Origin of the sequence: Allobosea sp. FBZP-16 (assembly GCF_002831785.1) — a bacterium.
In the GTDB taxonomy this organism is placed as follows: domain Bacteria; phylum Pseudomonadota; class Alphaproteobacteria; order Rhizobiales; family Beijerinckiaceae; genus Allobosea; species Allobosea lupini.
Genome location: NZ_LNCQ01000059.1, coordinates 61,750 through 74,700 on the forward strand (window position 1 = coordinate 61,750; position 12,951 = coordinate 74,700).

The following is a 12,951-nucleotide window of genomic DNA, read 5'->3' on the forward strand; positions in this document are numbered from 1 at the left end:
GGCACCATCGGCTGGCGTATCCGCCTAATGGCGGATTCTGGCAGGATTGTCGCGGCGCCGCCTGAGCGAGACGCCGCGTCTTGCGCAGGATCAGCCCTGCGCGCCGGAGATCACCCGGCAGAGCGCGTCGCGAACGTAACCTTCGGGAGCGACCTGGCCCTGCTGGACGACGAAGACCGCATCGACCCGCGTACCGCTGCCACTCTTGCGGGCGGTAATGCGCAGGGTCTGTGGCCGGCCGGAGCCCGAGGTCTCCTGGATGGCGAGGACCGAGCTGGTCGCGTTGTCGATGCGCATGTCGGCGAATCCTTCGGCCGAGACGGCGGCGCCGAGATCCTTCAGCACCCGCGCCGGCGCGCGCTTCTGCACGATGTCCCAGGTCTTGTAGGTCAGGCCGGTCAGCATCGGCGTACCGACCACGGAGAAATTGCCTTCGCAGGACTGCGCCTGCGCCTGGGTGAGGCCGAGCGCGAACAAGGCGGCGGCGAGGACCGGAAGCTTCATTGTATCTCCGTGATGAGGATCGCGCAGGGCTGGCGCAGCCGCCGCTTGTGCGCTTCAGCTTGACTTTCGCCGCATTTGTCCGCTTTAACGCGCGCATTCGTTTCGCCGACATCGCCGAAACCTCATCCGCCGACCGGGCCGCTCGCTGAGCTACCATGAGCCCGGAGGTCAACGCCCGACAGCGCGTCTGCGCCCTCGGGCGCGAAACCGTTTGGCGGTCATGTTGGTTCTTGCGGCCGACGCCGGCAAACAAGGATAGGGCAATCGCCGCATGTTCGGCACGCTGAGCGACAGACTTTCCGGCATCCTCTCGGGCCTGACCCGCAGGGGCGCGCTGACCGAGGACGACGTCAACGCCGCGCTGCGCGAGGTTCGCCGGGCGCTGCTCGAGGCCGACGTCGCGCTCGAGGTCGTGCGCAGCTTCACCGACAAGGTCCGCGAGCGCGCCGTCGGCGCCGAGGTGCTGAAGTCGGTCACGCCCGGCCAGCAGGTCATCAAGATCGTCAACGACGTCCTGATCGACACGCTCGGTGGCGAAGGCGAGGGCATCACCTTCGACGCCGTGCCGCCGGTGCCGATCCTGATGGTGGGTCTGCAGGGCTCGGGTAAAACCACCTCCACGGCCAAGATCGCCAGGCGCCTGACCGACCGGGACAAGAAGAAGGTCCTGATGGCGTCGCTCGATACGCGCCGTCCGGCCGCGATGGAGCAGCTCGCCATCCTCGGCAAGCAGGTCGGCGTCGAGACGCTGCCGATCGTCGCCGGCCAGAGCGCCGTGCAGATCGCGCGGCGCGCCGTCGAGGCGGGCAAGCTCGGCGGCTACGACGTCGTCATGCTCGACACCGCCGGCCGCGTCACGCTCGACGAGGCGCTGATGGCCGAGGTCGCCGAAGTCAAGGCGGCGACGAACCCCCATGAGGTCCTGCTCGTCGCCGACGCGCTGACCGGCCAGGACGCGGTCAACACGGCGCGGGCCTTCGACAGCCGCGTCGGCCTCACCGGCATCGTGCTGACCCGTATGGACGGCGATGGCCGCGGCGGCGCCGCGCTCTCGATGCGCGCCGTTACCGGCAAACCGATCAAGCTCGTCGGCACCGGCGAGAAGACCGACGCGCTCGAGGATTTCCATCCCTCGCGCGTCGCCAACCGCATCCTCGGCATGGGCGACATCGTCGGCCTGGTCGAGAAGGCGGCGGCCACGGTCGATGCCGACAAGGCACAGGAACTGGCCCAGCGTCTGGCCAAGGGCAATTTCGACCTCGGCGACCTGCGCACCCAGCTCCAGCAGATGGAAAAGATGGGCGGGCTCGGCGGGTTGATGGGCATGCTGCCCGGCATGGCGCAGATGAAGAGCCAGATCGCCAACGCCAAGATGGACGACAAGGTCATCGCCCGGCAGATCGCGATCATCAACTCGATGACGGCGGCCGAGCGCCGCAATCCCGACCTGCTCAAGAACAGCCGCAAGAAGCGCATCGCCGCCGGCTCCGGCACCTCGCCGGAAGCGATCAACAAGCTGCTCAAGATGCACCGCCAGATGGCGGACATGATGAAGCAGATGTCCCGCCAGAAGGGCGGCATGCTCGGCAAGCTCGGCAGCATGTTCGGGCTCGGCGTCGGCGGCATGCCGGCCGGCATGCCCGACCCCTCGAAGATGGATCCGGCCCAGCTCGCCGAACTGCAGAAGCAGCTCGGCGCCGGTGGCGGCCTGCCTTCGCTGCCTCCAGGCGGCTTCCCAGGTTTGCCCAAGGGCGTCACCCCGCCCGCCGGCATGATGCCGAAATTGCCCGGCCTCGGCGGTCTGCCCGGCCTCGGCAACAACCCGTTCAAGAAGAAGTAATTCTACCGCTCGAACCAAAGGAAGAAGAGCAATGTCCCTGAAGATCCGCCTGACCCGTGGTGGCGCGAAGAAGCGCCCGTACTACCGCATCGTCGTCGCCGACGCCCGCTCGCCGCGCGATGGCCGCTTCATCGAGAAGATCGGCGCCTATGACCCGATGAAGGCCAAGGACTCGCCGGAGCGCGTCATCCTGGATCTCGAGAAGGCCAAGGCCTGGCTCGCCAAGGGCGCCCAGCCGACCGACCGCGTCCTGCGCTTCCTCGACGCCGCCGGCGTGTCCAAGCGTCCGGCCCGCAACAACCCGAAAAAGGCCGTTCCCGGCGAGAAGGCCAAGGAGCGCGCCGAGAAGAAGGCCGAGAAGAGCGCTGCCCCGGCCGAAGCCGCGGCTGAGTGACATGAAGTACGCGGGGAACCCCTCTCCCGGATGGGAGAGGGGTTCCCCGCGCTTTTCCTATTCGCCGTTGCACGCTGACATGAGCGACGACCTCGTCCTGCTCGGCATCGTCGGCGCGCCGCATGGCGTGCGCGGCGAGGTCCGGATCAAGACCTTCACCGCCGATCCGCTGGCGCTGGCCGAATACGGTCCGCTCGTCGACGAGAAGGGCCGACGCTTCGAGATCGCCGATATCAGGCCCGCCAAGGAAGTGGTCGTCGCCCGGCTCAAGGGCGTGACCAGCCGCGAGGGCGCCGAGCTCCTGAACGGCGTGAAGCTCCATATCGAGCGTTCGCGCCTGCCGGCACCCGAGGACGAGGACGAGTTCCTCCAGGCCGATCTCGTCGGCTGTACGGTCGTTGGCCCTGATGGGGCCATCCTCGGGATTGTCATTGCCGTTGCCAACTACGGCGCCGGCGACCTCATCGACATCGAGACCCAAGATGGCCGCTCGGTGCTGATGCCTTTCACCAAGGCCTATGCGCCGCGCATCGACATCGCCGCCAAGCGCATCGAGGCCCTGCCTCCCGCCGGCCTGTTCGAGGATGACGATGCTGCCTGAGACGCCGGCCAAGGGCCTGATCTTCGACATGGATGGCACCATCGTCGACAATATGCGCTACCATGACGACGCCTGGGAGGTCTGGTACCGCAAGCACGGCCTGCACTTCGAGCGTGCGACCTTCTCGGCGCGCACCGCCGGTATGGCGATCTCCGACATCATCGGCCCGCATTTCCCCGGCGTCGACGCGGCCGAGCTCGACCGGCTCGCCGAGGAGAAGGAAGAGCTTTATCGCGAGACCTACGGCCCGCTGGTCAAGCCGCTCGCGGGACTGATCGACCTGCTCGACCGGGCGCGCGAGCATGCAGTCCCGATGGCGGTTGGCACCGCCGCCGCCCCGCCGAACATCGCGCTGATCCTCGACACGCTCTCCCTGCGCCAGCGCTTCGCCACCATCGTCTCGCCGAGCCAGGGCTTTCCCGGCAAGCCGCATCCCGACATGTTCCTCGCGGCGGCCGAGCGCATGGGCGTCAAGCCGGCCGACTGCATCGTCTTCGAGGATGCGCCGAACGGCGTCGAGGCGGCTCGCCGCGCCGGCATGCGTGCGGTCGCGGTGCTGACCATGCTGCCGGCCAAGGCCTTCGCCGCCTTCGACAACGTCATCGCCAGCGTTGATGACTACGCGGCGCTGGACGGCAATCCGGCGCTGCGCTTTGCTTGAACGATGGCATTTCGCGCCTCGGTCCTGACCCTCTATCCCGAGATGTTCCCCGGCCCGCTCGGCGCCTCGCTGGCCGGCGAGGGCCTGCGCAGCGGGCTCTGGTCGCTGGAGACGCATCAGATCCGCGAGCACGGCATCGGCCGGCATCGCAATGTCGATGACACGCCGGCCGGCGGCGGCGCCGGCATGGTGCTGCGCTGCGACGTGCTGGCGGCGGCGATCGATGCGGCGGTTCCAGAAGGCGATACCCGGCCGCGCCTCCTGATGTCGCCACGCGGCCGCCCGCTCAGCCAGCGCATGGTGCGGGACTATGTTGCCGGCGAGGGCGTCGTCATCGTCTGCGGCCGCTTCGAGGGGGTCGATGAGCGCGTGATCGAGGGGCGGGGGCTGACCGAGGTCTCGGTCGGCGATTACATCCTGTCAGGCGGCGAGATGGCCGCCATGGTGTTGCTCGACGCCTGCGTGCGGCTGATCCCCGGCGTGATGGGCAAGGAGGCCTCCGGCGCCGAGGAGAGCTTCGAGAACGGCCTGCTCGAATACCCCCACTATACGCGCCCGCGCGAATGGGAGGGCAGGGGCCTGCCCGAGGCGCTGCTCTCCGGTGACCATGCCCGCATCGCGAGATGGCGGCGCGAGCAGGCGGAGAGGATCACGCGGGAGAGGCGGCCGGATCTGCTATCCGATGGAGGCTCGGAGCGCATCTCACCGTCGGTCCGAGGCAAATCAAAGGGTTGAACCCGGAAGCGCGGCCGGAAAATCTTACCGTTATGGCCGCTTCAGGTTGGCCTCGAGATAGCCAGACAAAGCATCGCGAATTTGCCTCCAGTCTTCTCGCATTGCTTGAGAGAAGCCGACTTTGACGGTTATCTCTCGATATTCGAAGCGCATTTCACATCGAGGATTGGGCGCTGGGCGTGTCCCGGTGCAATTCAGTACTGTCTTTATTTTCTCTTGCTCGATTTCCGCGTAGTAACGCTCGCCGCTTTCGAGCGCCGATATGCCAAAGGGCCGACTGCCAGCTTTGCGGCTGGGTTCTCCTTCTCCTTCAAGCAAGCTGATCTCCGTCAGTCCTTGCAATACGGGTCGGCGAGCAAAACCCTTGAATACCGTTTCTAACGGTGAGTTCCAGACTTCAGTCTCCGCAATTCTTGTCACAATCGCTCGGCGGACATCTCTCGCAGCGGTTCTGCCCACTTGCCGATCGAAGGTCGGGTCCGATAGCAGGATTTGGAGGGAGCGGGCCTCCGGCTTGGCCAGACTCAACTCGTGCGTTGTTTCCGGCGTCCGTCCTACCATGCTCGGAAACAGGATTCTCAGAGACAAGTCCGCAATCTTTCCACTCTTGTCGGGCAGGAAATCGCGTGAATTGCGAGGAAAGACGAATGTGTTCGGTCCCAGTTGGACCGTGGTGTCCAAAGCAAGGCTACGAAGCTGTGCAGTTGCCGGGCTGGAAACGAGGACAGCGAATAGCGTGCAGGGTGCCGCCAGAAGGCTGCGTAGGCGCCTCATTGACTGTTCGGTATTTGCGATCGTCGGGGCGGCGCTAAAAGCTATGCTTGCAAAAGGGAGGAGGGTGGCTCTAAGCCGGCCCAGTTGCGCATGTAATCTCTGCACAAAAGTCGTGAAGGCCATGTCGACTCTCGTTCCTCGCTAAAGTCGATCGCACCCTTAAGGATGCCTAAACCCACAGAGTGCGCACTATCTGTCTACTGCTGGTTTATAGGGTCGATGCAAATTGGGTATCGAGCCGATGTAGTATCAAAAATTCTAGCGATACGCTGTCACCGGCAATCCCTCCGCCAGCCAGCCCTTGTCCTTGGGATTGCCGAGCAGGCCGCCGCGGACATCGATCAGCTCCTTCCAGCCGCGCGCAGTCAGCGTCTTCTGCACGGTCGAGGTCCGGTTGCCGGTCCGGCAGATCAGTGCAATCGGCTTGCCGGGATGGTCGAGCTTCAGCGCGGCGAGGCGGACCTCGAAGGCGCTGCCGGTCATGTCGAGCTTGATCGCGCCCTCCGGCACGCCGGTATCTGCCCATTCCTCCGGCGTGCGGATGTCGACGAGGACGAGCTTGCCGGCCTTGGCGGCCTCATGCGCCTCGCGGACGGAGAGCGAGGGCATGGGCGTCTGGGCCTCGGCAAGAGCCGGCAGCGAGCAGAGAGCGGCGAGCAGCAGGAATGCGCGACGATTCATGTCGGAGCGTTACCGAAAGGTGCGGGCCGCCGCAATTCACGAAGCCCGGATGGGACCGAGCCCACTCAAGGGCGCGTCGAGCGAAACCCTGTCCTGTCCGCCGCCGTGATCGCGCGCAGCACCTTGCAGGGCACGCCTGCAGCGATCACGCCGGCAGGGATATTGCGCGTCACGACGCTGCCGGCGCCGATGATGCTGTCGTTGCCGATCGTGACGCCTTGCGTGATCTGGACGCCGCCGCCGACCCAGACCCGGTTGCCGATCGTGACCGGTTTCGCATAGCAGCCGCCGGCGACGCGCTCGGCCGGGTCGATGGCGTGATTCGAGGTGTAGATGCCAACGCGCGGGCCGAGCAGGACATGGTCGCCGATGGTGATCTCGCCGCCATCGAGCATGACGCAGTCGAAATTGGCGTAGAAGCTGCGGCCGATCGAGATGTTGAAGCCGAACTCGCAGCGGACATTCGGTTCGAAATGGGCGCCGGGGCCGACATCGTGCAGGAAAGCCCGCAGCAGCGCCTCGCGCTCGGCCTGCGGCTGGCCAAAGCTGCGGTTGTAGGCGTCGGTCAGACCGACCGCCCGCGCCCGGGCTGCGATCAGCTCGGGCGTGAGGTCGTCATACATGCGCCCCGACAGCATCAGGGCGCGCTGCTCTTCAAGTGTCATCGCGGATGAGGACGAGGCCGGCAGCCGAGCCGCCGGCCTTGCGATGTCTCAGCGCAGCTCGGCGCAGAAGCGCTGGATGCGGCGGCAGGCCTCTTCCAGCTTCTCGTCCGAGGTGGCGTAGGAGATGCGGAAGTTCGGGCCGAGGCCGAAGGAGGAGCCGTGCACGGCCGCGACCGCCTCGTTCTCAAGCAGGCCCATGACCAGGTCCTCGTCGGTCTCGATCTTTTTGCCGTTCGGCAGCGTCTTGCCGATCAGCTCCGAGCAGTCCGGGTAGACGTAGAAGGCGCCTTCCGGCGTCGGGCACTTCAGGCCGCGGGTCTGGTTCAACATGGAGACGACGAGGTCGCGCCGACGCTCGAACGCCCTCTTGAACACCGGGATGTGCTCTTGCGTGCCGTCGAGCGCCTCGACCGCGGCCCATTGCGAGATCGCCGACGTGCCCGAGGTCTGCTGGCCCTGGACCAGGTCCATGGCGTTGATCAGGTGCTGCGGACCGGCCGCGTAGCCGATGCGCCAGCCGGTCATGGCATAGGACTTCGAGACGCCGTTCATGGTCAGCGTGCGCTCGTACAGGCCGGGCTCGACCTGCGCCGGGGTGACGAATTTGAAGTCGCCATAGACGAGGTGCTCGTACATGTCGTCGGTGAGGATCCAGACATGCGGATGGCGCATCAGCACGTCGGTCAGCGCCTTCATCTCGTCATGGGTGTAGGCGGCGCCCGACGGGTTCGACGGCGAGTTCAAAATCAGCCACTTGGTCTTCGGCGTGATCGCAGCCTCGAGATCGGCCGGCTGGAGCTTGAAGTTGTTCTGGATGGTGGCTTCGCAGAAGGTCGGCGTGCCGCCGCAGAGCGCGACCATCTCGGGGTAGCTGACCCAGTAGGGCGCGACGCAGATCACCTCGTCGCCCGGGTTCAGCGTGGCGAGCAGGGCATTGTAGATGACGTGCTTGCCGCCGGTGCCGACGATGGTCTGCGAGGCCTTGTAGTCGAGGCCGTTCTCGCGCTTCAGCTTGCGCGTGATCGCCTCGCGCAGCTGCGGAATGCCGGCGACCGGCGTATACTTGGTCTCGCCGCGGCGGATCGCGGCGATCGCCGCTTCCTTGATATTGTCCGGCGTGTCGAAATCGGGCTCGCCGACGGAGAGGGAGATCACGTCCTTGCCCTGCGCTTTCAGGTCGCGCGCCTTCTGCGTGATGGTGATGGTCGCAGACGGCTTCACGCGCTTCAGGGCGTCGGCAAGGAAAGCCATGATCCAGATCTCCGGGAGAACGATGGCGCCCGTCGCGGGCGCGGGGCGTGGTTTAGGCCCCCGGAGCGGGCACTGCAAGCAAGACTGCTTGATAGCGGCCAGAAACGACAGGAATGGCAGCGCGGCGTGCCGTCGACCCGGGGGCGAAAACGGCCTGTCCGCGGCAGACGCCCGCAACCGTATCGCCCTGGCCCGAAACGTGCTTGGTAGAGCAGGCTGGGGAGCCAGAAGACGACAGCGCGCCGACGCGCAGAAGGCCCATGCATGAAACTCCGGATCGGCTACGAACTCGACTACGTTTTTCCACAGCCGACCCCGATGATCTTGATGCTGCACGTGCATTTCAGCCGGGTCTCCGATCTCTCGGCGCCGGATCACATGCGTATCCAGCCTCCGACGCCGGTCACTGCCTATCGCGATGGCTTCGGCAACTGGTGCAGCCGCCTGGTGGCGCCGCAGGGCACGATGCGCATTTCCGCCGATGCGGTGATCAGCGATAGCGGCCTGCCGGAGGCGTTCGACCGCAAGGCCGGGCAGGTACCGGTGGAGCGCTTGCCGGAAGAGTGCCTGGTCTTCCTACTCGCCAGCCGGTTCTGCGACAGCGATCGCCTGCTCGATCTCGCCTGGGAGCTTTTCGGTCATACCCCGCCGGGCGCGGCGCGGGTGCAGGCGATCTGCGACTTCGTCAACCAGCGCATCGCCTTCGACTATATGGACGCGAGCGTCACCCGCAGCGCCTCCGAGGCCTATCGCGAAGGGCGCGGCGTCTGCCGCGACTATGCCCACCTCGCTATCGCCTTCTGCCGGGCGATGAACATCCCGGCGCGCTACTGCACCTGCTATCTCGGCGATGTCGGCACGCCGCCACCCTGGCCGCCGGGCGATTTCGCCGCCTCCTTCGAGGCTTTTCTCGATGGCGGCTGGCAGATGTTCGATCCGCGCAACAATGTCCCCCGCATCGGCCGGGTGCTGATCGCACGCGGACGCGATGCTGCCGATGTCGCGATCGCCACCACCTTCGGACCGAACACGCTGACCGGATTCAAGGTCTGGACGGACGAGGTCGCCGAGGCGGCCTGAGGCCGATTCGCCAGGACCTATCGGTCGAGGAGTGGGGCAGTCTTGGCCTTCTTCGCCCGCAGCGGCGTCTTGCGGACCAGCCCCTTGCGGGTGGCCGGAGGGGTGTCCTCCGGCACTGGCTCTGCCGGTACGGCCGCGACAGCATGCACGGGAGCCGGTTGCGGTGCCGGCTTCTCGGGCTGGGTGGGGTCGATCGTGCGGAAGCGGATCATTTCTTCTTCGGACCCGCCGCTGCCTTGGCGACGGCCGAGGCGAAGCCCGCCGGAGGGGTCGCGCTCGCCTTCGGCTTGTCCTTCTTGGGCTTCTTGGCCTCGCGATTGCTGCGCTGCTCGCCTTTTGCCATGTCTCGTCTCCTTCGGTCGGAATGGCAGGCATCGCCGCTTCGGATCGAAGGGGCTTGAACCTGCGCTGAGCGGGTCGGGACGGCTGCGAGCTCAGGTCATGGCGGCCGGCTTCCGACTGCCACGGCCGGCCCGTGGACATCGGGCCGTGAAGTCGAAGCAGAAGGGGAGCCTAGGGCAGAGTCGCAGCGAGAGCACGCGCTTTCTTGGCGCAGCAGCGCCCCGTCCCCAGCGTGCCGGAGCGCCCAGCGGCGCTGCACCATGGCGACAGTGCCAGCGCCCCAGCGTGGCCGGCCGAAACAGGGAAAGCCGCGGCGGTTGAGCCGCCGGGCGATGTCGGCAGGATCGCCGATGCCGGCGCCGGCGAGTTGGTCGATCAGTGCGCCAGCGGCTTCCAGGAAGATGGCGAGCAGCGCCCTGTCGAGGTCGCGGCTCGCCTTGTCGGCACTGGGCATGCCCTCAATGGACGCCCAGACCATAGCTGGGCTCGACTCCGTTCGGGGAGATCAGCACGGCATTGGGATGGCCGCCCTCGGAAAGGGCGAAGCGAACCGCCTCCTTCTGGTTGCGGAAGATGCCTTCGCTGCGGCCTTCGAGGTCGCGCGCGACCCAGAAGCCGTGGCTCGACCGGCCGACCAGGAAGAGATGGCTCTCGCCATTGAGCGGCTGCAGCGGCTTGAATTGTCCCATGGCGGCGTCCTCAGTTCGGCAAGGCGAACCAGGCGCGCAGGCCGAGGACGGCGGCGGCGGCCAGTGCGAACACGGCGAGCGCTACCATCTCGGCACAGAGAATCCCCACGACCGGGCGGCGGCTGGCGACACTGTCATAGACGGCGCGGGCACGGCGCTGCTGGCTGGTGCGGAACAAGGCGTTGTTCATCAACATATCGACCTCCATCGATGCCGATGATGTAGGTCCGCCCCCGATAAGGCCGCCATGCGGAAGGTGCTTGCACGCATAAGGCCGGCATAAGGGCTTGCGTGGGGGCCGCTCGGCTGCGATGCCGGCGCCATGGATGCGCCCGCCAACACCATCGTGATCTATATCGACGCCGACGCCTGTCCGGTGAAGCCGGAGGTCTATCGCGTCGCCGAGCGGCACCGGCTCAAGGTCTTCGTCGTCGCCAACAGCTTCATGCAGGTGCCGCGCGAGCCCTGGATCGAGCGCGTCGTCGTGCCTGGCAACTTCGATGCCGCCGACGACTGGATTGCCGAGCGTGCCGCCCGCGGCGCGATCGTCATCACCGCCGACATCCCGCTCGCCGACCGCTGCATCAAGGCCGGCGCCGACGTGATCGGCCCGACCGGCAAGCCCTTCACCGAGGCCTCGATCGGCATGGCGCTGGCGACGCGCGACATGATGGAAGACCTGCGCGCCATGGGCAGCGTCGGCGGCGGCCCGAAGCCCTTCTCGCAGAAGGACCGCTCGGCTTTCCTGCAGGCGCTCGACGTCGCGGTGCAGCGATTGAGGCGGGCGGGCCTTTCCGCCTAGATCTCGCTGAAATCGCCGCCGCGGCCCTTGCCGGCGGCGAAGCGGCCGGCGCCGGCCGCCCCTTCGGTCGCGATGGTATGGACGCCGCCTTCCCATTCGCGCGCCAGCGCCTCGCGGACGGGCAGGCCATGCCCGGCGATGACGCTGCGGCGGTCGGCCAGCATGGCGCCGCTCGGGAAGCGCGCGATCTCCTGCGCCATTGCCTCGGCCGCGGCGCGCGCCTCGCCTCGGGCAACGACCTTCTCGCACAGCCCGATGCGCAGAGCCTCCTCTGCCTCGACCTTGCGGCCGGTCATGACGATCTCGAGCGCGCGGCCTTGACCGACGAGGCGCGGCAGGCGGACCGTGCCGCCGTCGATCAGCGGAATGCCCCAGCGCCGGCAGTAGACGCCGAAATAGGCGTCCTGCGCCATCACCCTGACGTCGCACCAGAGCGCGAGCTCCATGCCGCCGGCGACAGCCGGGCCTTCCACGGCCGCGATCACCGGCTTGCTCATCTCCAGGCGCGAGGGCCCCATCGGCCCGCGCGGCGGTGGCGCACCGCCCGGCGGGAAGGCGAGGCCTTCGACGATCTCGCTCCGGAAGCGCTCGGCCTGCGTGAAGGCCTGAGCGTATTTCAGGTCCCATCCGGCGCAGAAGGCGCCGCCTTCACCCCAGAACACCATCACGGCGGTTTCCGGATCGGCGTCGAGCGCGACAAAGGCATCGGTCAGGGCAATGGCGCTGTCCGGATCCATGGCGTTGCGAGCCTCGGGACGCGCATGGATCACGGTCGCGACCTTGCCGCTGCGTTCGATCCGGATCGTCATGGCATCTCGTCTCCCTCAAAGCCTCATTGCCAAAAAGGCTAAGACAGGACGCCACTTACGCGCCAGTCGCTGGACGCAAACCCGCTTTGCCCGTAATCCTCCCGCGAAAGCCCGTCTCCCAATCGGGCTCCCGGGAGGAAGTTCATGTCGCTGACCCGCCGTTCCACGCTTGGCCTCGTTGCCGGCGCCGTCTTCGCTCCGGCCATCGTCCGGGCGCAGAGCTATCCGTCGAAGCCGATCACCCTGGTCGTGCCCTATCCAGCCGGCGGGCCGACCGACGCGATCGCGCGCTTCGTCGCCCAGGATCTCTCGACCTCGATCGGCCAGAACGTTCTCGTCGATAACCGCGCCGGCGCTTCGGGCGCGGTCGGCACCCGGGCCGTCGCGCATGGCGCCGCCGACGGCCACACCTTCATCTTCGGCAACAACCAGACGCATGGGAACAACATGTTCCTGCTGAAGGATCCCGGCTACGACGTGGTCAAGGATTTCGCACCGGTCGCCGGCGTCGGCGCCTTCGAGCATGCTTTCGTGGTGCGCAACGACCTGCCGGCGAAGACCATCAAGGAGCTGATCGCGCTCGCCAAGGCCGATCCCGGCAAGCTCAATTACGGCTCGACCGGCGTCGGCTCCGGCTCGCATCTCGCCATGGAGCTGTTCATGCAGCGCACCGGCATCAAGATGACGCATGTGCCGTTCCGCGGCGCGGCGCCGCTGGTGCAGGAGATCATCGGCGGGCGCATCGACATCGCCAATTCGACGCTGCCGTCCGTGCTGGAGCAGATCAACGCCGGCACGCTTCGGGCGATCGCGCTGGCGAGCCCGGAGCGCAATCCGCGCGCCAAGGACATCCCGACCCTGCGCGAGCAGGGCGTGAGCGATGCCGACGCCGACAGCTGGGCCGCCTTCTTCGCGCCCGCCGCGACGCCGGCGCCGGTCCTCGATACCCTGTCGAAGGCCGTGCTGGCCTCGCTCGCCAAGCCGGCGATTGCCGAGCAGATCCTCAAGCTCGGCTTCACCCTCAAAATCCGCGACCCCGCCGCCTTCCGGCCCTACCATCAGCAGGAAATCGCGACCTGGGAGAAGATCATCAGGGAAGCCGGCGTGAAGCCGGAGTGAGCCT

At 66.9% G+C, this 12,951-nt stretch carries 18 protein-coding genes; 9 read left to right on the plus strand and 9 right to left on the minus strand.

The annotated features are described in order from the left end of the window. Positions 1–90 precede the first annotated feature (90 nt). Positions 91–504: a hypothetical protein gene (locus CXY91_RS28895; RefSeq protein WP_100965406.1), complete on the minus strand. Its 414-nt coding sequence runs from the start codon at positions 502–504 to the stop codon at positions 91–93. Here CXY91_RS28895 and CXY91_RS30455 point away from each other — a divergent pair. The 6 genes from CXY91_RS30455 (at position 504) to trmD (ending at position 4,735) form a co-directional block, all read left to right on the plus strand. Next, a complete protein-coding gene (locus CXY91_RS30455) occupies positions 504–653 on the plus strand; it encodes a hypothetical protein (protein ID WP_158673646.1) in 150 nt (49 codons plus the stop codon). The two genes, CXY91_RS28895 and CXY91_RS30455, sit on opposite strands and share 1 nt — an antisense overlap. 122 nt (positions 654–775) lie before the next feature. Continuing rightward, the gene (gene ffh, locus CXY91_RS28900; RefSeq protein ID WP_100965407.1) at positions 776–2,344 is read left to right on the plus strand and encodes a signal recognition particle protein; all 1,569 of its coding nucleotides are present in this window, start codon (positions 776–778) and stop codon (positions 2,342–2,344) included. 31 nt (positions 2,345–2,375) lie between these two features. Continuing rightward, complete coding sequence (rpsP, locus tag CXY91_RS28905) at positions 2,376–2,738, plus strand: 30S ribosomal protein S16 (RefSeq protein WP_091831494.1); 363 nt, start codon at positions 2,376–2,378, stop codon at positions 2,736–2,738. Positions 2,739–2,817: 79 nt separating this feature from the next. After that, entirely contained in the window at positions 2,818–3,339 is a 522-nt protein-coding gene (rimM, locus tag CXY91_RS28910) for a ribosome maturation factor RimM (protein WP_158673647.1), read from the plus strand. Then, positions 3,329–4,000 carry an HAD family hydrolase gene (locus tag CXY91_RS28915; protein ID WP_100965409.1) on the plus strand — a complete coding sequence of 224 codons (672 nt, stop codon included), beginning with the start codon at positions 3,329–3,331 and terminating at the stop codon, positions 3,998–4,000. The genes rimM and CXY91_RS28915 overlap by 11 nt, the downstream gene beginning before the upstream one ends. A gap of 3 nt (positions 4,001–4,003) precedes the next feature. Continuing rightward, on the plus strand, positions 4,004–4,735 hold the full coding sequence (trmD, locus tag CXY91_RS28920) for a tRNA (guanosine(37)-N1)-methyltransferase TrmD (protein WP_100965410.1): 732 nt from the start codon (positions 4,004–4,006) through the stop codon (positions 4,733–4,735). Between the two features lie 30 nt (positions 4,736–4,765). Here trmD and CXY91_RS30460 read toward each other — a convergent pair whose 3' ends face one another. The 4 genes from CXY91_RS30460 to CXY91_RS28935 all read right to left on the minus strand — a co-directional run bounded on the left by CXY91_RS30460 (position 4,766) and on the right by CXY91_RS28935 (position 8,106). Beyond that, positions 4,766–5,632, minus strand: a complete 867-nt coding sequence (locus CXY91_RS30460) for a hypothetical protein (protein WP_158673648.1) — start codon at positions 5,630–5,632, stop codon at positions 4,766–4,768. Positions 5,633–5,767: 135 nt separating this feature from the next. Further along, entirely contained in the window at positions 5,768–6,190 is a 423-nt protein-coding gene (locus CXY91_RS28925) for a rhodanese-like domain-containing protein (RefSeq protein ID WP_100965411.1), read from the minus strand. Between the two features lie 65 nt (positions 6,191–6,255). Further along, positions 6,256–6,855 (minus strand): sugar O-acetyltransferase, encoded by a 600-nt coding sequence (locus CXY91_RS28930; RefSeq protein ID WP_100965412.1) that lies wholly within the window; start codon positions 6,853–6,855, stop codon positions 6,256–6,258. A gap of 48 nt (positions 6,856–6,903) precedes the next feature. Beyond that, positions 6,904–8,106 (minus strand): pyridoxal phosphate-dependent aminotransferase, encoded by a 1,203-nt coding sequence (locus CXY91_RS28935; protein ID WP_100965413.1) that lies wholly within the window; start codon positions 8,104–8,106, stop codon positions 6,904–6,906. Positions 8,107–8,370: 264 nt separating this feature from the next. On the opposite strand from CXY91_RS28935, the gene CXY91_RS28940 reads away from it, so the two are divergent. Next, positions 8,371–9,186, plus strand: coding sequence for a transglutaminase-like domain-containing protein (locus CXY91_RS28940; protein ID WP_091831478.1), 816 nt, complete (start codon positions 8,371–8,373; stop codon positions 9,184–9,186). A gap of 208 nt (positions 9,187–9,394) precedes the next feature. Here CXY91_RS28940 and CXY91_RS31200 read toward each other — a convergent pair whose 3' ends face one another. From CXY91_RS31200 to CXY91_RS28960, 3 genes are all read right to left on the minus strand, one after another. Beyond that, the gene (locus CXY91_RS31200; RefSeq protein WP_274532916.1) at positions 9,395–9,529 is read right to left on the minus strand and encodes a hypothetical protein; all 135 of its coding nucleotides are present in this window, start codon (positions 9,527–9,529) and stop codon (positions 9,395–9,397) included. 457 nt (positions 9,530–9,986) lie between these two features. Further along, positions 9,987–10,217: a hypothetical protein gene (locus tag CXY91_RS28955; protein WP_091831472.1), complete on the minus strand. Its 231-nt coding sequence runs from the start codon at positions 10,215–10,217 to the stop codon at positions 9,987–9,989. Between the two features lie 10 nt (positions 10,218–10,227). Beyond that, positions 10,228–10,413, minus strand: coding sequence for a hypothetical protein (locus tag CXY91_RS28960; RefSeq protein ID WP_199777600.1), 186 nt, complete (start codon positions 10,411–10,413; stop codon positions 10,228–10,230). A gap of 126 nt (positions 10,414–10,539) precedes the next feature. On the opposite strand from CXY91_RS28960, the gene CXY91_RS28965 reads away from it, so the two are divergent. Further along, positions 10,540–11,019, plus strand: a complete 480-nt coding sequence (locus CXY91_RS28965; protein ID WP_100965417.1) for a YaiI/YqxD family protein — start codon at positions 10,540–10,542, stop codon at positions 11,017–11,019. Here CXY91_RS28965 and CXY91_RS28970 read toward each other — a convergent pair. Next, positions 11,016–11,828 (minus strand): crotonase/enoyl-CoA hydratase family protein, encoded by an 813-nt coding sequence (locus tag CXY91_RS28970; protein WP_100965418.1) that lies wholly within the window; start codon positions 11,826–11,828, stop codon positions 11,016–11,018. The two genes, CXY91_RS28965 and CXY91_RS28970, sit on opposite strands and share 4 nt — an antisense overlap. Positions 11,829–11,972: 144 nt before the next feature. Between CXY91_RS28970 and CXY91_RS28975 the strand changes: the two genes are divergently transcribed. Next, positions 11,973–12,947 (plus strand): Bug family tripartite tricarboxylate transporter substrate binding protein, encoded by a 975-nt coding sequence (locus CXY91_RS28975; protein ID WP_100965419.1) that lies wholly within the window; start codon positions 11,973–11,975, stop codon positions 12,945–12,947. Positions 12,948–12,951 lie beyond the last annotated feature (4 nt).